28 protein-coding genes and 1 pseudogene are annotated in these 21,280 nt (G+C 40.5%); all 29 read right to left on the bottom strand.

Annotated elements, in window-relative coordinates; genetic code table 11:
• Nucleotides 1-5: 5 nt before the first annotated feature.
• The gene (locus AC4PID_RS14405; protein WP_492132689.1) at nt 6-1,055 is read right to left on the bottom strand and encodes an amidoligase family protein; all 1,050 of its coding nucleotides are present in this window, start codon (nt 1,053-1,055) and stop codon (nt 6-8) included.
• A gap of 12 nt (nt 1,056-1,067) precedes the next feature.
• Nucleotides 1,068-1,556, bottom strand: coding sequence for a hypothetical protein (locus AC4PID_RS14400; RefSeq protein ID WP_492132688.1), 489 nt, complete (start codon nt 1,554-1,556; stop codon nt 1,068-1,070).
• Nucleotides 1,556-3,319 carry a VirB4 family type IV secretion system protein gene (locus AC4PID_RS14395; RefSeq protein ID WP_492132687.1) on the bottom strand — a complete coding sequence of 588 codons (1,764 nt, stop codon included), beginning with the start codon at nt 3,317-3,319 and terminating at the stop codon, nt 1,556-1,558. Before AC4PID_RS14395 ends, AC4PID_RS14400 begins: the two co-directional genes overlap by 1 nt.
• A gap of 58 nt (nt 3,320-3,377) precedes the next feature.
• Nucleotides 3,378-3,998: a hypothetical protein gene (locus AC4PID_RS14390; RefSeq protein ID WP_492132686.1), complete on the bottom strand. Its 621-nt coding sequence runs from the start codon at nt 3,996-3,998 to the stop codon at nt 3,378-3,380.
• The gene (locus AC4PID_RS14385; RefSeq protein ID WP_492132685.1) at nt 3,986-4,243 is read right to left on the bottom strand and encodes a hypothetical protein; all 258 of its coding nucleotides are present in this window, start codon (nt 4,241-4,243) and stop codon (nt 3,986-3,988) included. The genes AC4PID_RS14390 and AC4PID_RS14385 overlap by 13 nt, the downstream gene beginning before the upstream one ends.
• A pseudogene (locus AC4PID_RS14380) lies at nt 4,244-5,888 on the bottom strand (DNA cytosine methyltransferase). It abuts the gene before it with no gap.
• 54 nt (nt 5,889-5,942) lie between these two features.
• On the bottom strand, nt 5,943-6,845 hold the full coding sequence (locus tag AC4PID_RS14375; RefSeq protein WP_492132684.1) for a conjugal transfer protein TrbL family protein: 903 nt from the start codon (nt 6,843-6,845) through the stop codon (nt 5,943-5,945).
• A gap of 68 nt (nt 6,846-6,913) precedes the next feature.
• Nucleotides 6,914-7,351: a hypothetical protein gene (locus AC4PID_RS14370; protein WP_492132683.1), complete on the bottom strand. Its 438-nt coding sequence runs from the start codon at nt 7,349-7,351 to the stop codon at nt 6,914-6,916.
• A 12-nt stretch (nt 7,352-7,363) separates the two neighbouring features.
• A complete protein-coding gene (locus AC4PID_RS14365; RefSeq protein ID WP_300687950.1) occupies nt 7,364-7,705 on the bottom strand; it encodes a DUF3852 domain-containing protein in 342 nt (113 codons plus the stop codon).
• Between the two features lie 28 nt (nt 7,706-7,733).
• Entirely contained in the window at nt 7,734-9,476 is a 1,743-nt protein-coding gene (locus AC4PID_RS14360; RefSeq protein WP_492132682.1) for a DUF8193 domain-containing protein, read from the bottom strand.
• Between the two features lie 63 nt (nt 9,477-9,539).
• Complete coding sequence (locus AC4PID_RS14355; RefSeq protein WP_492132681.1) at nt 9,540-10,097, bottom strand: DUF6550 family protein; 558 nt, start codon at nt 10,095-10,097, stop codon at nt 9,540-9,542.
• A gap of 100 nt (nt 10,098-10,197) precedes the next feature.
• Nucleotides 10,198-10,740, bottom strand: a complete 543-nt coding sequence (locus tag AC4PID_RS14350) for a hypothetical protein (RefSeq protein ID WP_492132680.1) — start codon at nt 10,738-10,740, stop codon at nt 10,198-10,200.
• Complete coding sequence (locus AC4PID_RS14345; protein ID WP_492132679.1) at nt 10,731-11,126, bottom strand: DUF4320 family protein; 396 nt, start codon at nt 11,124-11,126, stop codon at nt 10,731-10,733. Before AC4PID_RS14345 ends, AC4PID_RS14350 begins: the two co-directional genes overlap by 10 nt.
• A 15-nt stretch (nt 11,127-11,141) precedes the next feature.
• Nucleotides 11,142-12,011, bottom strand: coding sequence for a secretion protein F (locus AC4PID_RS14340; RefSeq protein ID WP_492135388.1), 870 nt, complete (start codon nt 12,009-12,011; stop codon nt 11,142-11,144).
• Between the two features lie 9 nt (nt 12,012-12,020).
• Nucleotides 12,021-12,950, bottom strand: coding sequence for a type II secretion system F family protein (locus AC4PID_RS14335; RefSeq protein WP_492132678.1), 930 nt, complete (start codon nt 12,948-12,950; stop codon nt 12,021-12,023).
• Nucleotides 12,951-12,952: 2 nt separating this feature from the next.
• The gene (locus AC4PID_RS14330; RefSeq protein ID WP_492135387.1) at nt 12,953-14,350 is read right to left on the bottom strand and encodes an ATPase, T2SS/T4P/T4SS family; all 1,398 of its coding nucleotides are present in this window, start codon (nt 14,348-14,350) and stop codon (nt 12,953-12,955) included.
• A gap of 53 nt (nt 14,351-14,403) precedes the next feature.
• A complete protein-coding gene (locus AC4PID_RS14325; RefSeq protein ID WP_492132677.1) occupies nt 14,404-15,216 on the bottom strand; it encodes an AAA family ATPase in 813 nt (270 codons plus the stop codon).
• Between the two features lie 2 nt (nt 15,217-15,218).
• On the bottom strand, nt 15,219-15,992 hold the full coding sequence (gene cpaB / locus AC4PID_RS14320; protein ID WP_492132676.1) for a Flp pilus assembly protein CpaB: 774 nt from the start codon (nt 15,990-15,992) through the stop codon (nt 15,219-15,221).
• A 37-nt stretch (nt 15,993-16,029) separates the two neighbouring features.
• A complete protein-coding gene (locus AC4PID_RS14315; protein WP_492132675.1) occupies nt 16,030-16,251 on the bottom strand; it encodes a hypothetical protein in 222 nt (73 codons plus the stop codon).
• Nucleotides 16,248-16,670, bottom strand: a complete 423-nt coding sequence (locus tag AC4PID_RS14310) for a prepilin peptidase (RefSeq protein ID WP_492132674.1) — start codon at nt 16,668-16,670, stop codon at nt 16,248-16,250. The genes AC4PID_RS14315 and AC4PID_RS14310 overlap by 4 nt, the downstream gene beginning before the upstream one ends.
• Nucleotides 16,660-16,854, bottom strand: coding sequence for a DUF6133 family protein (locus AC4PID_RS14305; RefSeq protein WP_492135386.1), 195 nt, complete (start codon nt 16,852-16,854; stop codon nt 16,660-16,662). Before AC4PID_RS14305 ends, AC4PID_RS14310 begins: the two co-directional genes overlap by 11 nt.
• Before the next feature lie 67 nt (nt 16,855-16,921).
• Nucleotides 16,922-17,293, bottom strand: coding sequence for a SpoVG family protein (locus tag AC4PID_RS14300; RefSeq protein WP_492132673.1), 372 nt, complete (start codon nt 17,291-17,293; stop codon nt 16,922-16,924).
• A gap of 16 nt (nt 17,294-17,309) precedes the next feature.
• Complete coding sequence (locus tag AC4PID_RS14295; RefSeq protein WP_492135385.1) at nt 17,310-17,534, bottom strand: DUF6133 family protein; 225 nt, start codon at nt 17,532-17,534, stop codon at nt 17,310-17,312.
• A 40-nt stretch (nt 17,535-17,574) separates the two neighbouring features.
• Nucleotides 17,575-18,132: a YodL domain-containing protein gene (locus tag AC4PID_RS14290; protein WP_492132672.1), complete on the bottom strand. Its 558-nt coding sequence runs from the start codon at nt 18,130-18,132 to the stop codon at nt 17,575-17,577.
• Between the two features lie 57 nt (nt 18,133-18,189).
• Entirely contained in the window at nt 18,190-18,693 is a 504-nt protein-coding gene (locus tag AC4PID_RS14285) for a hypothetical protein (protein ID WP_492132671.1), read from the bottom strand.
• Nucleotides 18,690-19,538 carry a DNA adenine methylase gene (locus AC4PID_RS14280; protein ID WP_492132670.1) on the bottom strand — a complete coding sequence of 283 codons (849 nt, stop codon included), beginning with the start codon at nt 19,536-19,538 and terminating at the stop codon, nt 18,690-18,692. Before AC4PID_RS14280 ends, AC4PID_RS14285 begins: the two co-directional genes overlap by 4 nt.
• A 15-nt stretch (nt 19,539-19,553) precedes the next feature.
• Complete coding sequence (locus AC4PID_RS14275) at nt 19,554-19,910, bottom strand: hypothetical protein (protein ID WP_492132669.1); 357 nt, start codon at nt 19,908-19,910, stop codon at nt 19,554-19,556.
• 188 nt (nt 19,911-20,098) lie between these two features.
• On the bottom strand, nt 20,099-20,386 hold the full coding sequence (locus tag AC4PID_RS14270; protein ID WP_492132668.1) for a DUF4314 domain-containing protein: 288 nt from the start codon (nt 20,384-20,386) through the stop codon (nt 20,099-20,101).
• Between the two features lie 169 nt (nt 20,387-20,555).
• Nucleotides 20,556-21,245 (bottom strand): hypothetical protein, encoded by a 690-nt coding sequence (locus AC4PID_RS14265; protein WP_492132667.1) that lies wholly within the window; start codon nt 21,243-21,245, stop codon nt 20,556-20,558.
• Nucleotides 21,246-21,280 lie beyond the last annotated feature (35 nt).

The following is a 21,280-nucleotide window of genomic DNA, read 5'->3' as shown; positions in this document are numbered from 1 at the left end:
TCCTCCTACATTCCCATAGACATAGAAAAAGCAGGAGACTCTTCCTCCTGCTGAATTTCTTCAATGACTACATATTCTGTTTGATTTATTACTAATTCACTAGGTTCAATGAGCTCTAGCTCCTTTTTCTTTCGAAGCCTTTCTTTCTGTGCAATGGCCTGTTCTGGGGATTTCCATGCGATGTTCCCTTCAAGATGATCTAACAGATGCTTTCGTGCTGTTTTAAATTCATCTCCGATAAGACCAAGGCGAAGTAGCCAAACACGGAACGTATATTTCTCATTGTCTGATACCGTTTTGATAGGACTCGCTGAGCGTTGATTGTAAGCTTGGGCTGTAATTGCCATGCAGAACTGAACATAAGCTTTCGCCTTACCTGCATGAAGAGCTCCATTAAACGCTCTGAATTCAATCGTTCCCTTTTGAAAGACAGAATGAAGATTAAGGCAGTGATACCTACTGTCATGATAATGCTGATAGCTGCCATCGTTCCCCTTGTACCAAAGGTTCTGCAACTGACTTATAGTTTTAGGCTTATGGCGGTTCATGCTTTCGAGAAACTCTGAATCGATTTTCTTGCAATATCGCCGTTCTCTCTGTGAATCCACTTGTAAAGCACGGTAGACCATGTCTTCTTTCGAAGCAATAATATTCACCAAATTTCTGAGCTGATACGCTTCAAAGGGTGCTGCATTGATGTGAATATGAATGCCACAGGATTTGTTACTGAAAGCCCCTGCCTCTCTAAGCACTCGGATCATCTCCTGAATCTTTTCAATGTCCTCATACCTACAAATCGGACTTACCAGTTCAACACTGTAATCTCGGTCGGCAATCTGCTTGCGGTTCCCCACTTTTTTCTGGCACTGAATGCTGGCATCACTGACCAGTTTCCACTTCCTGTTTTCACTATCAGCTACAGTATAAGTGCCATACCCACCTCCCTCATAATCCGTATAGCCGCCAAGATATTCTGAAAGCACCTCGGCAGCTCTTTGTCTTGTAATGCCCGTCATTTCAATTTCAATTCCAAACTTCTGCTCTCGTAGGTCCATGAAGTCACCGCCTTACCATGTTCGGTGATTATTGATAGTTCCTTTGATGCCCTCAATTTTTAGAAGCTTTCCTACGTCTTCAAACAGACTTATCAGCTTTTCTCTTCTGTAAGGATCAATTAACTCGTCAAGGCAACTGGCATTCAAATGATTCAGTTGTTTTACTACATTCTGCACCTCAGTTTCAAGTTCCAATTGTCTATAGCCAAGGCCCTTACTTTGATTGATAAAACTGCTCAGGATCTGGTCGAATCTTTCAATGTCATCGATTGAATAACAATAATACGCCTCGAAAGGATTATCATAGATTTCTCCATCCATGCATCTTCTGATCTGGCCAATAAGCCTTTGCCGTTCTTCTGTCTCTGCTTTTATATATTGCTCCATTAGGCATAGCAGATCGTTTACTTGATCTGGTGTATAAGTAATGCAAGCTTTCATATCGGCAATGATCTCATCCTTTTTCTTTCTAAGTTCCACTAGATTGTTATGGGTATTCATTATCTTCCACCTGCCTTTCCAAACAGTTTTTCTTTATATGCCGGGGCATGTACGGCAAGGTTATATCGTTCGTTCCCACACTTATATAAGCAGACCCCACGTTGAGGGAACTTAATGAGGTTGTACTCTGATTCTTCTAACTGCAAGGTATCCATGTAAAACTGCTTATCGATATTGCCTGCATTAAATAAAAACGCATGCGCTGGAATGGAAAACAGCGGTTTTGTCAGTTCTCTAATCCCTTCGATATTGAAATCTTCAAGGTTTTGAGAACTTAGAATAACCGATGATTCTTTCTTACGTACACGTTTCATAAAGTTTCGGATATATTCAATTGCTGTGAGATTGGTTAAGAACAGATAGAGCTCATCAATCCCAGCTGCTGTATTTCCTTCCGTCAGAAGCTTGTCGCTCATGAAGGATAGTATATTGAAAAGCAAAGCATTTTTCACATTTTTACTCGCTTGAAGCAGCCCTTTCACACCAAACACTATGAAGCGATTCGATGAGATGTTGGTGTACCCATTAAAGAATTTACTTTCAGCCCCCTGACACATGGAGTGGAGCCCAAGGAGTATTTCCTGAAGCAATTCTGTCGTGTACAGTTGAAATTTGCCTTTATCATAGTTTTGATATTCTTCTTCAATCAACTGATAAAGATCTGAAAGGATTGGATAGTCATTGGAGCTTAAGCTTTTAAAATTGGTATTGTCGCTGATGTTCCACTTGCTATACAGCTTCCCAAGCATAATTTCAATGACATCAATATGCTTATCATCAAAATCCTTATAGCATCTGAAAAAGTCCTTTAAGAATGATATATGCTGACTAAGTTTTGTTGCCTGTCTAAAAGCAATGGGAGCATCCTTATCTTGTGGAGCTCCCCCCTCATCCCATGTTTTGGGTTCAAGCGGATTAATCATGTACTCACCAGACATCAAATCTACAAAGCATCCACCGATGTTATCAGCGAGCTCCACATACTCATGCTCAGGATCAAGGCAGATGACATTCTTGCCAGATTCCAGTATGTTGCACAAAATGAGTTTCAAGAGATAACTCTTGCCCTGCCCGGAGTTCCCCAAGATGAGGATACAAGGATTGGTCTTATCATCATCCCTCTTGTCAAAATCTACAATGACATTGGATCCGTACTTGTCTCTGCCTAAATAAAAGCCATTGCTATCGGTCTTCCCCGAATAGTTGAATGGATATAAGTTGGCTACAGAAGATGCTGGAAGCACCCTTTCATACTGACTGCCGAACACATTTCTACCCGTTGGTCCAACACACATAAAACCCTGCTGCTGTCTAAGCATCAACCGATCCACATTCAATTTGCTCCTTACAAGCTCAGTTAGAACGTCCGTCTGCAAGAGCTTTAAGCCATCCATATCACTAGCAGTAAGTTCAATATAAACAGCACAGTGAAGCAATGGTTCTCTATTTCGGTGCATGGTAGATACCAAGGTAACCACATCTTGAAGGTTGCTTTCGGCTGTGACGGTCTGTTGAAGGTCATTCGTGCTTGTGGAATGCATGCGGTTCTTATTGGCTGCATTATGAATGATTTTCTTTTCTTCAGTTGCTGTCACCTGTCTTGTATAGATACGCAGTGTAACACCATCTTTCTCTCCCAGATGTCTGAGAATTGCTTGCTCATTGGTGCTTGTCGGATACTCACGGAGTGCCCAAACACAGCGAAATGTGTTACCGCAGATAAAATGGTCCACGTTAAATTTGATGACTGATGGAGCAATCATGTCGACAAAGGCTTTTATTTTTTCACTATCATAACTGGACAACTTCTCACTTCTTTTTTTACTCACCGATAATCACCCACCTTTCGCCATCATAATCCTCAAACTTCTCAGTCGTTACATTCTGCTCGTAGTAGACTCCGAGTAATCGCTTTATGTCAGCATTGTCTGCTCGTCTAGCAGTAAAGCCTTGATCCTTAAGGCTTTTTTCAATTCTTGATAGATAAGGAAACACATCTGAAGTTTTATCTTTCAGCCCTTTTTCTTCGCCTCTGTTTAATCTAATAATGATTAGAAACTCCCTGGCAGTAGCCATTTGAACTTGCATTCGATCAAGATTTGTACTGTCCATTTGAAGTAGTTTTCTAATCACTGGATTTGATTCTTCCTCCATTCTTTTTTTCAGGTATTGCTTGTTTTCATCAAAGTTCTCTTTCGAGTTTAAACAGAGCATTTCAATCTCAGCAATTCCTTTAAGCACAGTCATGAGGGCATAGATCCTTGCACTGACTGTTGATTCTGATAAAACAGAAATGTTTGTAGGATGAATGATGAAATAGACTAGTTCCCCAAATGCCGTTTTAATGCTGTAGTCCGTGATTTCATTGATCCCAATGAGCTCCCTTGTGGACTGCTTTTGTTTTTCTTTCTGACGATTATTTTTCAAATCTACAACCTCCATTCATACATTTGCTGCTTTAAAATAAAAAAGGCACAAGCATAACGGATAAAATCCAAAATACTCGTGTCCTCAAATCGGATTGCTAAAAAGGCATAAACTGCTGTTATCACTAAAGGAACCAGGATTCCAGTCTGTGAAAGTGCAAATACAGATATCAGAAGTCCCACTCCAATAATGCCTATATCTTTTAGTTCCCAAAGCCAAAGTGTGGCTTTAGCTTTCAGGTTGTCAGGGTACATGTACATCTATCGCTCCTCCTCTTCTTGCCTGATTTTTCTCAAAAAACAAGCAATTCCATGCATAATAAAATCTACACATGGAACTGCTACACTATTTCCGAGCGCTTTATATCTCGGACTATCTGATGCTTTTGATATATCTGTCCACCCATCCGGAAAGCCTTGAAGTCTTTCACATTCTAGTGGAGTTAATCTCCGAACAAGATTTATTGAGGATGTTCTTTTATGAATTTCAGTATCCTCAGTTTTCTCAGATGTCATCTCTTGATAGTCTATTATGCATTTATCTTGACTCACATATTGATTTCCAATTCCTTTTTCATCACCTACACACAAAGCTCCAACGATATTCTGGTAGGCTTTCGGGATTGAACATACAGCGTGGATGTCTGCTGTAGTCAAGGTATAGCTTATATTTTCTTGAAAGCCACAACCATTTCCACCATTCTTATCTTGCCGATTGATGATGTTACTTGCGATACAATAACTTTCGTCATTCATGTGTTTTGAAACCAAAGGAACATTATTACCACCTGTCCCGTAGGTTGCTGCAATGGTGGGAGCTACATGCAGTGGACCAGTGTATCTACAGTCCTTCGCATGATTATCGAAAAGTAATTCAGTTTCTCCCCTTTCTGATTCAACACCCTTTTGAAAGTGCTGAGTTACAATCGGCAGATGCCCTCCCATGCAAACTCTTAACGTGGATGTAATATTCTCAGTGATATCCATCCGATTACCACCTTGATCGTTAAGGCAAATCATAGGCTCTGCAATAAAGGTCTGCATCTGCATATTTTGAGTTGCCATTAACGCACCGGATATTCCATTTAGATCGATGCCCTCGTTTCGTTGATTTATGTGATATGACCTCAGTTCTGTTGCCAAATTGCTTGATAAATCTTGATCCAAATGAGTGATACCTGCCTGAATTTCGAGAGCCTTTTTAAGTTGAAATGGTAGTTCTTTATCTCTAGCTTTCGACCTTCTAAGTATTCCTAAGCAAGCGGTCTTGCTCAAATAATATTTTGGGAGCGGTGTATCCTCCAAAATCTGCGACAAGAAAGATTCTTTTGCGTCGTTGGGCGACACCCCAGTGTTGAGCATCGAGAACTCTCCAAGCAACGGAGAATTGACTTCCCAAAATGCACCCAGCAGATTTCCATACCCCTCCCGGAGGTCGAGGTATAAGTATGTTGTTGTCAGCAATTCTTGCGGTTTCCTCAAGAACTGCTTTGAAATCTTCTCCTTCTGCTGATGAAAATGCTCCAGGGACGTTTTCCCAAACGAAGAATCGAGGTCGCACAAGGTCATTTGTTTTGCCTCGTTTTCCATCTTCAATCCTCATTTCTTTCGTTATCCTTATCTGTTCCATGAAAAGCCCTGATCGCTCACCGGCAAGTCCAGCTCTTTGTCCCGCAACAGATAAATCCTGACAAGGAGATCCTCCACAGATAATGTCCACAACAGGAAGGGTATCTCCACTAAGTTTTGTAATATCCCCTACGTGAAGCATTTCAGGAAATCTTATTTTTGTGACCTCAATTGGAAAACTCTCAATTTCACTTGCCCACATTGGAACAATACCATTGTGGACTGCAGCAAGTGGAAAACCTCCAATTCCATCAAAGAGGCTTCCCATAGTAATCATGGCAACGCCTCCCCTTGCGCCAGTCGTAACATTTTTATAATCCTCCCAATTAATCTATTTTGGTATAGATTGTGCAATGGTTCTAGTTGTATTAACGGCTGCTTGAGCGGTGTAAACCGCACTCATCACATTGGCTTTTGTTGATGTGTCTAGACCAAAGGCACCCGCGATTCTTGGTACTTCTCCTGCTGATAACATGAGTCCAAGACCGAGGAGCGCGTTATCTTTTACCACCATTAGGCCTGCAGTCAGCATTGTTGCCTGCAAAAAAGTCGTGAGGCAAAGACCAATGATTTGCTTTATCCACTGAATAAATCCATCGATGTATCCTCTTGGAACCGAGAACATATAAAGACTTCCAACGGCTATCTGTATGAGCAGGATTCCACCTCTTTTAAGGTTTGCAAAGAACACTTTCACGACTGCATATCCCATGAGGATAATAATAAAAAGAGCCATAATAGGACTTGTTATCGTAGAAAGTCCACCGAACACACCTGAACTGCCTACGCTTGAAACATCACTGATGTTTCCCAGTTCCCCAATGATTGCATTTGCAAGATCTCCAACGCCGCTATTGTTACCCGTAATGCCTGCAGTTAGACTGCTTTGTAGCGTTACTGATAGCTTGTAGAGTTCAATCGGTACAGTTGTGAAAAGACTCACTGCCATGAATCCTTTAATAGCATTAAGTGCAGCATCCTTGACACTTCCTCTTCCTGATTGATACTCAATTCCTGTTTCAAAGCAAGACACAACTAACCCCACCACATACAGCATCCAAGCAAGATAAGTGAAAAAAAGCACAATGCTTTGCACCCATGTCATATCAAACAGTTCAACACCCATGTTCCCCATCTGGGCAAAGAAATCTCCCAGAAAACCTACAAGGTGACCATAGAACCAGTTGATTATCTGATCCATGACATCACCCATTACAAAATCCCATATAAACATTTGACAGCTACCTCCTTTCCATCAAAGTGAAAAGGCATGCCGCTTTTGTCACGACATGCCTCTCTTTATTACATTTGTTGATTTAGAAAATAACTGTTTTTCATCTTTTGTGTCTGCTCTTTGAATAGCTCAGCATAGTCACTCACTGATTCCGCCATTACTTTGTAATCAGCATTTGTTGGCTCATATGCATACCACTCTGCTTTTTCGTTATAAATCCAGACGTATGGCTCTATTCCATCTCTGAAATTGGGGTTATTGAGTTTTTTCTTACCCCAAACATCTGAAAACTTCAACGTGAGTGTGTCAATGACACCATCTGTTTTATCAATGACTGTCGCCTTGATCCCTTCATATTTCTGATAGGTACCAATTGTTACAAATTCAAGTTTCATTCTTGTCGTTTCACCCAAAGTACCATAGCAGACTTTTCCGATGAATTTTACATCATCGAATGCGTGATCCTTTGCGAAAAATTTTCTTAGTTCCTTTTCAAAAAAGTTCATAGACAATGCCTCCTATATCCCGAGTATCTTCCAAATATATGTTGGGGCGGTCAATGTGAAAACAAGACACGCAAACAAAATAGCCGGCGCTGCCCATTCAAATTGTCCGTGCTTGCGATAGTCAAAGTATGCCATCCCAAGTTTAGCAAAGAAAAAAACCGCTAGAATAAGGTCGATTGCCGGAAAGACTACCTTGTTCACAACGGTTTTGATTTGCCCAGAGGCATCAGTCCAAGTGCTCTCAATTGCGCCTGCAACATCTCCAGTACCACCTGCAAAGGCTGTGGTACTAAACATCAATGTCAGAAGTAATACCATGCAGATAATCACTGCTATTTTTTTATATTTTTTCATTTATATTTTCCACCTCTCTTGTTTTTATCTAAGGTTTTAGCGGTGCAATGTGCCAATCATTCCAAAGGTTGCCCCTGATTGTTAATGAGTCCGTTAGGTTCATGGATAACATCCCAACAGGAGTCCATGCATCGATGACCCAAGTATTCACTGTGTAGTTTCCATCAGGCATCCATATAGGTGTGAAGTGTGTTCGGTTATTGTAAGTGCTATATGAATTCCTCTTATACTCAAATCTAGCTGTTGATCCACTTTGAATTTTTTCAAGTAGCCTCCAGTAAGTTTTGTACTGAAACTCTGGGAAATAAGCCACTGCATTTTGAGGATGTGTGACTGCAGTACTTTGATTACTGGTGATTGATGCAGTTACAGATTCATTGATTCCGTATCCACTTTTCATCGTTTTGCCATTTGCGGTTGGGTTTTTACTGTCGCATTTGATACTCATGTTCGATGAAAAAGTAGCATAATATTGATCTAGATTAAATTCCCACCACCCTCGATCAACCCAATTTGATACCCAGTAACTACTCGAGTGTGAGTGTCCCTCACTATCCGTCCATGAGTCACTCTCCCAATGACCTTCATCGACCCAGTATGCAAACCACCAAGGGCGCCAAATACTCCAATCTGCCCTTGTCATTTCTTGTCTTGTAGGTACTGATGAAAATGTGAACTCATCGTTCCTATCGTCTGCCACAGGATTCGGTGGTGGATTCTTATCAAGATCAACAATCTTCACATGAATCATTGATTTCGAAGTATTTCCAGGACCACTTACAGTTACTTGTATGGTTATGTTTCTTGGTTCTGAAGGAGTCCTCCATTTGACCCATGCCAGTTGTGAATCACCACTCGGATAAAATACATTTCCAACGTTATAGGTAGTTCCTTCAATGCTAAAACTGACCCGCGTTGGGTGATCTGGATCCGATTGACCACCACTAACTGTAACCGCTGTGATGACATCCGTGTTGACCCGGTATTCGTAATCATTAGCACTTACTACTGGTGCTTCGGTTGGTTCATCCTTATACCTGACTATACCAAGTCCTAATGAGGATTTAATATTTGCATTTGTAGCTGGTGTTGTCGTGCTACCATTCCACGCAGGATATCCTAAATCCGCAACTTCTAAGAACATGGCTAGTGGCAAGTTTTTATGAGTTAATGAAACCATTCTTTTTCTCAGCAAGCCATTTACTTTCTCATCATACATGGCAGCTTCAGTCGCTGTAGTTGCAATCATAACCCCTTCAAATTTATAATATGCCATCGGTTCAAGGAGTAATTTGTAATCGCCACTGACTAAAACGTCATAGTCCATACTGCTCTGATTGGCAATCAACTTGACCAGATACTCCGAACAGAAGTATTTTTTAATAGCTGTTATGTTATTTTTCCCGCTCGTACTGATTATCTTAGGCATGCTCTGAGATGGTTTCACACTAGCATATCCACCTTTTACTGGCGATAGTGCTCTACCGCCACTGTATTGGACTTTACTCACTTTACCAAAGTGATAAATGGACGCACTGGGCTGCTTGTTAGTAATATCAATCGGTGTCGTTACTATTGCATGATCACTGCTTCTAACAACAGTAACTCTAACGCCTTCATTCCCGGGATTCCATACATTGGTACTGGTTCCCGAACCCATATTCCCACCACCTGTATCAATGTTTCCGTCCCCATCAGCAAATGAATTCACTGGTACCAATAGACTGAATATCATCAGAATCATCAAAACGCTTCTAGCTATTTTTTTCATTTGTGCTCCTTTCTGCAAAAGTAAAAGCACTGCTATTCGCAGTGCCCCCATTTGCTACTTTTCTCAATCCATTGATCCAACTTCTTTGTTGATATCTCCGTCGCTTTCTCCGTTAATCACTTGATTTGCTCCACCATCTGGCACACTGTCAAATCCGGGTAGCCCACCAGAAGGTTTCTGTTCCGTAGTCGCTACTGGTTTATTTGGCTTTGGAGTTGTAGTCGTTGGAGGATTCTTTACTTCTGATTTTGGTGGATCCACTTTTTCGCCGTCAGGCTTTTGTGTCGGATCCGTCAGTTGCTCTTCGGTATAAGTTGGTTTATCGGGGATATCACCTTGAATTTTTTGGTCTCTTCCTGTATCGTCTGCACCACTATCCGCTTGAGTTTCTTTTGGCACTTCTATTGGTTCGACCTTGACCTCGACATTTTTATTTGTTTCTGCACCATTAGGATTTTCTACGATAACTTCACTGATTTCAGTGTTTTGGGTGTTATTGACAGCCTCAGTCACTGGTGCTTTCGTAAATCTAGCCCCGATCATCACAATAAGTGCCACGCTGATCACGAGACCTCCAGCCAGTATTACTCTTTTCTTCGTTTTATCGTTCATATTTTTCATGAGAAATGCCTCCTTAATTTTTAAAGTATTGTCCTTCTTAGACCTCACCCTAGCACAAGCTTTTGGAATAGTCTACTATAATTTTACAAGTTGTAAGAATCTAAAATTTCGGGGTGTAACCAGCACTGTTTTTGACCTTAATTATCATAGGTGGCAGTAGTTTCCCACCAAAAGACACTGGTACTTCAAGCATGATGGAACTATCCACCTTAAATCTTTGCTGCTTGATATCTCCACTAGCAAGTGGCGCATTTTGAATATCAACGTTTAAATCCCATATTTTAAACTCTGTTTTACCTTCGTTGGTTATTTTTATGTGGTCATAGCCAAGTTGATTCAAACCAAGAATTCCATCTAAACGATCATAAACATCACCATAGTCGAAGGACTCTTCAAAATCTGAATCAATAGGTTGATACCCACCTGAGTACCCTTCACGAACACCATGATAAACATCATCATAATTATCACTGACTGTTGAAATGACAGCTGACTGAAGTGCATCACGAACACCTTGTGAAACTATCATGAGCCTAAAATATTCAGATATCCCAGTGAAAATCATGACCAGACATAGTGTGATGGCAACTGCCAGTGGAAAACCACTGCCCCTGTTGTTTGACAGTACTTTTTTCACTTCCAATAGACCTCCCCCTTTCCTGTAGCATCTGCTCTGAGGGTAATCGGGAAGGACCCAAAACCTCCAAACAGTCCTATGTTAATCGGATAAGTCACTGTCACTGTTATTTCTTCGTTGAGCTGAATCTGACCCGATTTCGACCATACAATCATTGGGATAATTCCAGTTTTTTCTCTCAAAATCAGTTCTCTCTGGGTAGTTTCTGTTCCCACTCTTCCAGCAATTTCTGCTTCTCTCATCAGCTCAACGGCAAAGGTATCCACTTGCTGTTTGATGATGTAGGCAGGAAATACCTTCACAGCAAGCGCAATCACAAGCATTGCACAAAGTACAAGCACAACCACATCAATATATCCTTCACCACGGTTGCTTTTTAATAAATGTTTCACACGTCACCACCTCCCCTAAAACATTCCGCCAAGGGAACGTAGAATTTCATACACAATAATGGCCATATAAGTCATTAAAAAACACATGAGCATGATGAAACTGAACACGCGAATTTTGGGTGGTATCTTCATCGCCTGCGCTTTCAATCTTTGAAGTTCCAGTTGTTTCATATCATGGGCAAGCATCTGAAAATATACGCCCCCTTCGTCACCCCTAAGAACACCAATTAAACCTCTTGTGATATCCGATAGCATAGGCGAGTTGATTCTTGCCTCAAATCTTGTCAGGGCCGCTTCATAACTGCTAGATCTCATATCCGCAGTTAAAACGTCCAGTTCATTTCCAAACTCCTCCCCAGCATTTTTCTTAAAGTTCTCAAGTATGCCAAGAACATCTCTACTTGCCTTCAGCTCTTGTGTGATCGTAGCCACAAACCTTGGCAGTTCTGATTCGATTTTTTCTCTTTTGACAGACAGTTTTTCATCGGCCTTTTTAATTTCCTTGAAGTAAATCATCACTGCGAGGAACATCAAAACAGGGGCAAGTAACGGCAAAACCAGAAGGCATGGAATAACACCAACCGCCACAAGTAAAGCTTTCACTAGTGCGAATGCCATGAATTCTTCTGGACTTTGGCTCATTCCTGCAGCTTTGAGCGTATTTTTCATCCTGCTTTTTTTGTATTCATCCATAGGAAGATACTTGGCAAGCTTCACTGATAAACTACCAATCAGAACATCCAGATTTTTTGTCTTACCCTTATGCTGACTAACTGCAGAGAGCATGGCTTTCCCAGTTGCAAGTCTTGGAAGCTTGAGTACTTCAGCTAGTATGAAGAACAGACCCACGGCAAACAGAAGTCCAAATAATACAATCAATAACATCATCTCTGCCTACCTCCTATACTCAATGGGCTGTGTCAGCTTAATAACAAATGCTGCCGAAATAAAGATTGCAGCAAAACAGATGGCTAGAATAATCTGTCCAAGAGGTGTATGCATTAATGCGTTATACCAATCTTTGTTCAAAAAATATAATAAAGGTATGTTGCCAACCACTAAGAGTTGCATGGAAATAAACTCTTTTCTCGGCTCAAAAACCATGTTTTCTAGCTCGCCATTTACCACTCGCATATCAGAAAGCTTTGATACAATTGGCGTAAGTGTGGTTTTTAGGTTTCTATCAATCTGGCATGCAATTAAAGCATCACACCATTCACGAAACACAGCGTTTTCAAGCTGAACTTTCATGTCCTCCAAACCTGCTGCAATGTCTGGATTAATCATCTTAATGCGATAGACGAATCCCTTGAATACAGACAGAACTGGTGGATTTAGATAATCAATATTTTCTTCTACTGCGGTCACAATATCTTCATTTCTTAGGTACGCTGTCGTGATGATCGACAGAGCTGTTTCAAGCTCAGCTGCAATATCCCTTTTAAAATGGGTTTGAGTTAGCCTTACATACCAAAACGGCAGGAGCATAAATCCGATCCCAAGGACAGGCACCGAAAAGAAATTCCCGAGCACGATTGCGATTCCACTCCCAATGGCAAATAAAAACAGTGACACTGCACATATCATAGGAAACCAGCCTTCGCGTCCGGTCAGCTTCAAAATCGACTGCACTTCAATAACTTCACGTCTAAAGTAAGACACTTTCTTTCGTTTGGTTATTTCATTAATTTCTTCTTTTATACTGCGTGGTTTATTTAAAACATTTTTAAAAACGCTATCTGTAAATTCCATTGGTGATAACGATAAGAGTATAAAAAAGCCCGTTATCATTCCGATACAGGCTATTAGTAGTATCACATTCATCTTTAAGTCACTTCCCTTCGTTTCATGCGATTGATCATTTCAATAGGCATCCCATTTTCAAGGAGTCTTTTAGACAGGCTCTCTGATATGCTACACTCTTGTTTGTGTGTTCCCTCAATGATAAATTTGCCCTGCTCATCCATTCGGTTTTCTGTAATGATGTACTGAAACAGTGCACGATAATTCCTGGATCCATCCGGTAGAATTTCGCATTCCATGATCTCCATCATCTTTCGTTGCTTGTTTTCAAGCTGTTTGCAAAAGACCACGATTGGATAGGCTTCTGTTACATATCCCATAAGCGTGTCATCTGACATATCCACTGCACGTTTACAAAGAGATACCATCCTTCGGTAGGTTGCTTCACAAGAATTTGCATGGATTGTTGTAAGTACCGCAATACCCGTTCGAGCGGCCTCCTGAGCTGCGTTTGCTTCAGCACCACGCATTTCACCAACTACTGCAATATCAGGATTAAACCTAAGTGCCATATCCAGAAGCATGATTTGGTCGACTCTTTGTTTTTCATTTTCACTGTCACGAGTGATAGTATGAATCACTGAATTGACGACCTTCCCATCATCATGACGGATCAAATCAAGCTCACGGGATCCATTCTCAATGGTGTAGATTCTCTTATTGTTTGGGATGGTTGTCAGTAGCCATCCAAGGACCGTTGTTTTACCAGAGCTTGTTGCTCCTGCTACACAAACAGAAATGCCGTAGCGAATCAGGTTGGACAGGAAGTCGAGCATCTCTTCCGTAGCTGTACCGCTCCTGACAAAATCCTTTTTCTTCATACTTTGAGGATTAACAATTCGAATAGATGCTGCAATGCCAACATCTTCATCCACAAGTGGCGTTTTAAGGACAGCAATTCGGATATTCTTTGAAAGATGTCCAAGAACTGCAGGGCTTGCGTTATCAAGGACCATCCCAGAGACGTGAAGCATCCTTCTAATGACATTGATTGCGTGTTCAGGTGAGTCAAAGTGCTCCTTCAGTTTTTCATTTCTTCCATCAGAGTATTGCACCTCGATATCCTGCCATGAGTTGATATCTATCTCCTCAATGCCTTTTCCAAAGATGTATTTTGTGAGAAAACCATACTCAGCCATTTCGGTATATAGGGCATCAACCAGTTCTTGTCCTTCCATGCCCTTGACTGCAATTCTTTCATCCATGACGTACTTGCTGATGTAACGTTTCATCTGCTCTTTAGCATCTTCTAAACCCTGATCGGTGATCAGAACAGAGTAGTTGCTCGAGATGTATTCTTGCACTTCTTTAAGGACAGCCTGAAAGTCTTTCTTCTCTGACTCAGGGGCAAAAAATAAGGAGTGTGTACGATTTTCAGTACCCAACTCCTTATTTTTCTTATATTTGTTTGAGGTGTTCATCAGTTCTTCGATTCGATTTTCCATTGGTTCAATCAGTTTTTCATTTTGATTTTCTAACATCCGAACACCTCCTTTGCAATCTTTTCAATTTCTCTTCTGAATTCCCTACTGTTTTTAAGTGATAGATCTGCAAGCAAATTTCCCGCTAGTGTTTGCTCTTCAACGTCTTCTGAATATGGCAGTTTAAACGAAAGATTCCCGAGTGCCCCCGCCATATGTTCTATTCCATGATTGGATTTGATATTGGATGCGACTTTGTACTGTTTCTCCATATCCCAATTGCTGTTTTGAAGTAGTGATAACTGACTGGAGAGATAGCTTATAGACTTCAAATCACAGTTGGACAGTCTCAGAACGCTGTCACATTCAAGAAGAGCAACAGCTGATAAAATATCATTGGCAATGTAGCTGCTGCAGTCAATGATAACAAATGGCGCAATTTTTCTTAGAGATTCAATGAATTCCATCGCCTGCACTTTTGAATACGAAGCATAGGTATACTCATTCTCGCCTTTCAACATTCCAATCATTGATAGATAGGCCATCTTCTTGTGGGTAATCATGTTGTATTTCACCAAAGGTTCGGTCACATGTGTTGCAGATAGAATGCTTCCAAGAGACTTTTCACATTCCAAATCTGATGGTGGACAAATGCACGGTAGCATCGGTGCAGTCATATCACAGAGTACTAAAATGACATTTTTCTTTTTATCTGCAAGATACTTGGCTAGTTTGACGGCTGTCGTAGTTTTCCCTGATCCAGGACTACCCCAAACAGCAAGAACACCGCTGTGGAGAATCTCTTCTTTTACTGACTCTTCTTTGGCATCACGGGAGAAGATTGAATTCTTCTTAAAGTTAATCATCCTTATTCCCCCTGTCCGTCAAAAGTGGTAGTATTAGCGCTGTTTTTGGGATAAAGAGCATCTAAAATTTTAGTCTGTGTATCAAGAAACTCCTTAATGTTTTTCGGTTCTCCTCGATACACAAGTGAAAGATGGGTCTTTCCATCTGCATCAAGACTCGCTAATATATTTCCCTGTTCAGGCGTTACAAGAAGTGTAACTGTTGAAGGTAGTTCTCTTTCGTCCTCGGTAGCCTTCTGTTCACCTGTGTTGGCATCATACCCACTTGGGGCTGTTACCGAGATGACCTCCACATATTTAAGTTCTGGTGGAATGACAGTTGCCCCCTGTTTTTTATAGTCTGGGGCAATGACGGATACAATATCACCACTTTGAAGCTTTCCAGATAGACCATTTGCAAAGTTCTTAATGGTAATTGACATGGCCTGTTTACTGCCATCTAGATTGTACAAATAGGCATTTTCAGCAGCCGGTGATTTTGAAACTTTCGAACTTAGGATATAATCACCAACTGATAAATCAGCAAGTGCATAGCTTCCAACTACTGTTTCTTTTAATCTCACTACATTTGTTGGGAGGTTGTACCCACCAACTTCAACGTTTTGGACCATATCTTTAGTAATTTGAGCCCCTGTCTTGATTTCTTTAGTTACTCTGACAATCTCAGTCTTTTGGCTGATGCCTTTATTGAATAACGGTGTTATGCCAAAGCAAATGAGGAGCGACAGCACAATGCAAAACACCCCGACCACCATTCTGTTTTTAAATATATTCATACGTACCTCCGTTTTTATAGATTCATTGATTAGATTGCTAGCGCATCACCATTTCCTGACCTATGATCAGCTTTAATTCACCTGACTCGATCAGTTCGTTAACTTCATTTTCTGTATAAATGAGAACCTCCGCATTCTCGTCATTTTCAGGAGCAAGTACCATGGATCCTGACCATTTGCCTGCAAATGAATAGGTCTCATTGTTATAACTCGTTTCAAATCTTTGTCCTTTTACAAACACTTTTATTATCTCCTTCATAAAAAATAGATGAACATATAGCCAAGAGCGAGATAAGGCGCTAGAGGATAAGCCCTACGCCCATACTTTTTTCTCATGGCTGCATTAATCAGTTTTATACTTCCGTGAAAAACAATCACTAGGCACAGTCCAATGGCCATCCCAATCAATGCTTTCCAAAAGCCAATGACAAGTCCAATCGCAGCTATAAGCTTAATATCGCCACCGCCAATGCCAGATGGGCTCATCATAGCTGCAATTAATAATGGCAATGCTGCTAAAATGCCAAACAGATGCACAGCCTGAAAATTCAAAAGCGATATCAAAGCCACAGATGACCAAATAATCGTTGGAATTTCTCTTATTTTGATATCAGTATAGACTGCACATCCCATCAAAATGAAAAACAGCACCACTTGTATGATGCTACTAACCTGCATAGTTAAACATGTTCCTAATTCTTTGCTCGAGGGTGGGCATAACCACCTCACCGAATAAAGCATAAAGTCCAGCAAGTAGTAATGCACCAAGCACTACTGCAATCAGAATTTTAACAGCTGTATCAATGTAGCCCTCTCCTTTATTGCCTTCGATAGCCATCCTTGCTTTAATGGCGTAGGTCATAGTAAAGGCGTTCACTTTCTTTATAAATTCATGCATATCAGCGTTCCCAACCTTTCTTTATTTTGATTTACAAAGTCATCGTTTGTGCTTTTTCTTGAGTCGCTTCTTCTGAAGCTTTTTCCTTTTGTTTCTGATCTTGCCCTTGTGTCAGAGCCTGTTCATACGCTCCAATCACCGCTTTATCAAATTCTTTTCTGGATTCAGAGGTACAAGGGAAACAGATATCCTTATACTCCCCATTTCCTGCTTTGTAACTTGGCATGGATACAAAAAGCCCTTTTGATCCTTCCATGAGTTTTACACCTCTGATGGCAAAAGCATCATTGATGTTGACTGTTGCAGTGGCTCTTAGCGTTCCTTCAGGTCTAATACTTTGAATCTTCACATCATAGTGAAGACTAGACTGTTCTTTATTCTGAGCTTTTGTTGTTTTTCCCATGAGTCATCAACCCTCCTTAATTTGCACCACCATAGTTGAACATGTCTCTAATGCGTTGTGTGAGTGTCGGCATGACCACCTCGCCAAACAATGCGTAGAGTCCTGCAAGTAAAAGTGCGCCAAGTACAACGGCAATCAAAATTTTGACCGCTGTATCGATATAGCCTTCTCCCTTATTATTTCTAAGTGCTTGATCCACTCTGATAGCCTGTCTTACAGCAAAGTTGTTTACACTTTTCATAAATCTTTTCATTGATAATTCCTCCTGTAGTTTAGATTTTTTACATACTCATTTTTATATCCGGTTCTCTTTCTTGATCCATAAATTCGATTTTCTTGAATCCGAATTGATCCACATAATGAAACTCACTGCAGTTTTTATCGTAGAGCTCCACCACATCAGAAATTGAAAGAGAGTGTCCTTTAAAATCTGATGGGTGATTCAAGTTAAACTTTGTATAGATGGTCTCAAGATCATTTGTTTCAAGTTCACCATCAAAGACAACATCATAATTGTTGCTGCTCGGTTCGCCTGATACCTTCAGTATTTCATCATAGCCTCTAAACCTAAGTTCGATATCCGAGTCTGACTTCAACTGCCATATTCGAACGTTTTTAAGAGAACTGCTAGTCTCAAGTAGATCCCCTAAGGTTTCACCTTTTGAAAGCCTTTCGAATACGCCTTCTGTCCAGTTTACACTTACGTTTTTTTCTGAAAGCCACTCTTCGAACTCCTTGCTCTGAAACATCTTGTCCACCGTTGCTTCGTTTTCTTTGAGATAGCCAGCTGGATTCCCATAATAGACAAGTAGTCCATTTTTCATTTCAATGCCGCCCATTTACATCACCTCCTCGTGTCGTAGCGCCGACTCCTATTATCTGATTTGAGAATTGAGTTACTTCTGTTTTCCGTATATGATCCTTTCAGACATTAGGCACCCATTGAGGCACGACAGGCACACACCAATATCTTTCAATAACCTAAGCATGTCTTCAGGCACATCTGTGAGATCATGTTTGTATTCAGCCTCCATGACAGTCACTTCGCCGCTCTCTTCAGTCGTAAATGCACAAAGCTTAGCATCTTTTGGAATACCTGCATCTTCAAGAATAAATTCTGGCAGTTTGATACTGGTGGCCTCCTCTGTTTCGTCTTGATCACAATCCTCACAACAAATACCGGTGGCATCAATAAGTGCGTTGTACAGATCTTTGAGAATCTCCTCTAGTCCATCAATAGTTTCAAGTACGTCCATTGCTGTCATTTGAGACTTCGTAAGCACTACACCACTCTTGATGATGGTTGCTTCGAGCATTCCAACATCACCAATTTTTCTTTCTGCTGATTCTGTAATGGGTAGGCACAGAAAACCTTTCACCGTTTGTTCTAGTCTTTTCATAAGCTATTTTCCTCCTTATTAAGTTCGTTATTAATATCAAATAGATTCAATTGCCCCAATCCATCTCGCTCCCGTTCATGCATGTCATAGTTGGCTATGAGAATCTCGGGGAACTGAGCGCCATTGTCATATCTTTGCTTTATGTTGTTGATACGGTTGTAGCTTTCAATCATGATACCTGGGGCATCGTATAATTCTCTGATATACTCACAGTCATTATAAGAAAGCAGAAACTGCCCCTCGATGCCGAGCAGTGTATCCCTAAGTCTGATGTGATCTTCCTTTTGGAATCCACCTTCACCAACATTCTTGTAGTATTTTTCTGTGTCAAAATATGGCGGATCCAAATAAAAAAAGCTGACAGGGCGATCATACTGCCGAATCAGCTTTTCAAAATCTTTATTTTCAATGACTACTTTTGAGAGTCTTCTGTGTGCCTGCTCGATGATAGGAAAATTACTTCTGATGTCATGTGGTTGACTTCCGAAACTAGTTAGGCCTGATGCATAGCTGTATCTGATGAGTTGATAAAAATATGCTGCTCTTTTGACATCATCTTCAACTTGTTCTGTATCCAGTATGGACCTTACTTTTTCAAAATCTTCTCTGGAATTCAGCACATATTTGAGTTCCTCTTCTAGGTCCTTATATTGTTCCCTGACGCATCGGTATAAATTCACAAGCAAACTGTTGAAGTCATTGTAAACTTCAAAGTCATTGCCCGGTGGTTTATGAAATAGTACCCAGCCCCCACCCCCAAACACTTCAATATACCTTTCATAATAGAGCGGAAAGAGAGAAACAATCAGTTCCCTCATGGATTTCTTTCCGCCTATCCAACTCATAAAACTATTAATACATCATCCCTCCTTCACACACACAACCCAGATTTGAAGCTGCTTACTACTTTTTGAATCTGGATAGTGAGATAGGGCATCCACAAGTCCGTTTTTTGCTTCTGCAATTTTTTCAACTCGACTACTCAGCTGTCGTATGCTTCCAAGTACTTCATGCCGATTAGCACCGTAGTAATAGCCACCATCATCACTGCAGATGGGATGTCCTTCGCACCTGAGTGCATTGACAATGTCACGAATCTTTCTACCGCTCATCTGAAACCGAAGTTCCAATCCCTTGCTTTGTACAGCCCTTCCTGCACCCGTATGATTTCTTTTTAAGTGACTTAAAAGTCTCTCGTTTAGATTTACATGTTCCACCTCCTCGCCTCCTTTTCTGGTGGGATAGTTTTCTTAGAAATAAAAAAAGGCCGCTCGATTCACTGCGTATTGCAGTCATTCAAGCGGCCCATAGAATTTACAGCATAAAAAATGTACGGTTTTAACTCCGTACGCATATGCCTTAAATTATTCAATTAATTCGTTTGTAGCAGTTTTTATTCTTGTCTTTACATATTTAATCCTCCCATACCTTGCTTTTGATCATTGTCCATTGTTTCCTCAGTGGGTTTCGATATTACCCTAAACTGATCTTCTCCGGGGACGATGCCCAAAGTTCTTCCGTTATCCCATTTCATGTGGAGAGTGCCCGCATCGTCAACTATTTCAACAGTTCCTTGTATACCTGACTCAACTGGTGCATATGGATCATCCATACCGATGAGTTCAATTCTAGTGCCTACAGGATACTGCTCTTTGATTCTTTCAACTTCGTTTCGAGATTTAAACCCATTCATATACGTATACCCCCATGGTCTGTGTGTTCTTTTATTTCAAGCACTTCAGCGGTCTTCCAAGACCAATTTTCATGATCCATAAAGCTAGGCCACTTACTATTTGACCCAATTAAAAAAAAGCTACCTTCTATTTTATTGAGACTGATATCTCAACAAGAAAGTAACTCTTCTAGTCATTTACATTTAGCATTTCAAATCCATATTTTGAAATGAGTATTGCATTAATAATCGCTTTAAAAGCCATGTCACCAATAAGCGTTTTATCTGCAATTTCAGCCATCTGGATATACTCTCTTCCCAAACAAATCGTTCGGGCCGTTTGATAGAGAGCATATCCATCAGTATTAATTCCACCGAGGTGCATTCCTTTAAAATCAAAGCACTCTGAATAGACATGATCTTTTGCAGCACTCCATAATTTATCATCAGCTGTAATTAGATAAAGTACAGCAAGGTAAAATGGATTTCTAACCTCGGAAGTCACGTCTTGCAGTCTACAGACAGAGTAAAATCTTAAGCGATGATTTTCATTCAAAAAAATTTCCCCGTCATAATGTCTGACCAATTCTATTAGTCTTTCATTAAGTCTAAAAGATCTATATCTCTTGAAGCAAGAGAATGCTAAGTCTTTGTAACTATCAAATACCAATATATTTCTTTCACTATTCTGATCACCAGTTTCATTTTTTTGTCTTCTCCTCTCACTATTCGGACATGGACGGCATTTTGATACTGATACTTGACTGTTTCTGCCATGAACAACAATCATTTCACTTTTTCTTGGCATAAAATTAGGCACGAGCATCATCAGCTGTTCTAGCTCTTGAAGCTCAGTGCCATACATATATAACTTTGACATTGTTTTCTCCTCTCAATCTTATTTGTTTATTTTAG

Source organism: Fusibacter sp. QWL-12, assembly GCF_058683495.1.
Note: the sequence above shows the minus strand (reverse complement) of the source record. Positions and strands in the feature narration are given on the sequence as shown.

What these genes read in the sequence shown, in the direction of transcription:
- AC4PID_RS14405 (WP_492132689.1), bottom strand. Translation starts at nt 1,055, where the DNA reads ATGGACCTACGAGAGCAGAAGTTTGGAATTGAAATTGAAATGACGGGC.
- AC4PID_RS14400 (WP_492132688.1), bottom strand. Translation starts at nt 1,556, where the DNA reads ATGAATACCCATAACAATCTAGTGGAACTTAGAAAGAAAAAGGATGAG.
- AC4PID_RS14395 (WP_492132687.1), bottom strand. Translation starts at nt 3,319, where the DNA reads ATGATTGCTCCATCAGTCATCAAATTTAACGTGGACCATTTTATCTGC.
- AC4PID_RS14390 (WP_492132686.1), bottom strand. Translation starts at nt 3,998, where the DNA reads ATGGAGGTTGTAGATTTGAAAAATAATCGTCAGAAAGAAAAACAAAAG.
- AC4PID_RS14385 (WP_492132685.1), bottom strand. Translation starts at nt 4,243, where the DNA reads ATGTACATGTACCCTGACAACCTGAAAGCTAAAGCCACACTTTGGCTT.
- AC4PID_RS14375 (WP_492132684.1), bottom strand. Translation starts at nt 6,845, where the DNA reads ATGTTTATATGGGATTTTGTAATGGGTGATGTCATGGATCAGATAATC.
- AC4PID_RS14370 (WP_492132683.1), bottom strand. Translation starts at nt 7,351, where the DNA reads ATGAACTTTTTTGAAAAGGAACTAAGAAAATTTTTCGCAAAGGATCAC.
- AC4PID_RS14365 (WP_300687950.1), bottom strand. Translation starts at nt 7,705, where the DNA reads ATGAAAAAATATAAAAAAATAGCAGTGATTATCTGCATGGTATTACTT.
- AC4PID_RS14360 (WP_492132682.1), bottom strand. Translation starts at nt 9,476, where the DNA reads ATGAAAAAAATAGCTAGAAGCGTTTTGATGATTCTGATGATATTCAGT.
- AC4PID_RS14355 (WP_492132681.1), bottom strand. Translation starts at nt 10,097, where the DNA reads ATGAAAAATATGAACGATAAAACGAAGAAAAGAGTAATACTGGCTGGA.
- AC4PID_RS14340 (WP_492135388.1), bottom strand. Translation starts at nt 12,011, where the DNA reads ATGTTATTGATTGTATTATTTGGACTTCTGTTTGCCGTGGGTCTGTTC.
- AC4PID_RS14335 (WP_492132678.1), bottom strand. Translation starts at nt 12,950, where the DNA reads ATGAATGTGATACTACTAATAGCCTGTATCGGAATGATAACGGGCTTT.
- AC4PID_RS14330 (WP_492135387.1), bottom strand. Translation starts at nt 14,350, where the DNA reads ATGAACACCTCAAACAAATATAAGAAAAATAAGGAGTTGGGTACTGAA.
- AC4PID_RS14325 (WP_492132677.1), bottom strand. Translation starts at nt 15,216, where the DNA reads ATGATTAACTTTAAGAAGAATTCAATCTTCTCCCGTGATGCCAAAGAA.
- cpaB (WP_492132676.1), bottom strand. Translation starts at nt 15,992, where the DNA reads ATGAATATATTTAAAAACAGAATGGTGGTCGGGGTGTTTTGCATTGTG.
- AC4PID_RS14315 (WP_492132675.1), bottom strand. Translation starts at nt 16,251, where the DNA reads ATGAAGGAGATAATAAAAGTGTTTGTAAAAGGACAAAGATTTGAAACG.
- AC4PID_RS14310 (WP_492132674.1), bottom strand. Translation starts at nt 16,670, where the DNA reads ATGCAGGTTAGTAGCATCATACAAGTGGTGCTGTTTTTCATTTTGATG.
- AC4PID_RS14305 (WP_492135386.1), bottom strand. Translation starts at nt 16,854, where the DNA reads ATGACCTACGCCATTAAAGCAAGGATGGCTATCGAAGGCAATAAAGGA.
- AC4PID_RS14300 (WP_492132673.1), bottom strand. Translation starts at nt 17,293, where the DNA reads ATGGGAAAAACAACAAAAGCTCAGAATAAAGAACAGTCTAGTCTTCAC.
- AC4PID_RS14295 (WP_492135385.1), bottom strand. Translation starts at nt 17,534, where the DNA reads ATGAAAAGTGTAAACAACTTTGCTGTAAGACAGGCTATCAGAGTGGAT.
- AC4PID_RS14290 (WP_492132672.1), bottom strand. Translation starts at nt 18,132, where the DNA reads ATGGGCGGCATTGAAATGAAAAATGGACTACTTGTCTATTATGGGAAT.
- AC4PID_RS14285 (WP_492132671.1), bottom strand. Translation starts at nt 18,693, where the DNA reads ATGAAAAGACTAGAACAAACGGTGAAAGGTTTTCTGTGCCTACCCATT.
- AC4PID_RS14280 (WP_492132670.1), bottom strand. Translation starts at nt 19,538, where the DNA reads ATGAGTTGGATAGGCGGAAAGAAATCCATGAGGGAACTGATTGTTTCT.
- AC4PID_RS14270 (WP_492132668.1), bottom strand. Translation starts at nt 20,386, where the DNA reads ATGAATGGGTTTAAATCTCGAAACGAAGTTGAAAGAATCAAAGAGCAG.
- AC4PID_RS14265 (WP_492132667.1), bottom strand. Translation starts at nt 21,245, where the DNA reads ATGTCAAAGTTATATATGTATGGCACTGAGCTTCAAGAGCTAGAACAG.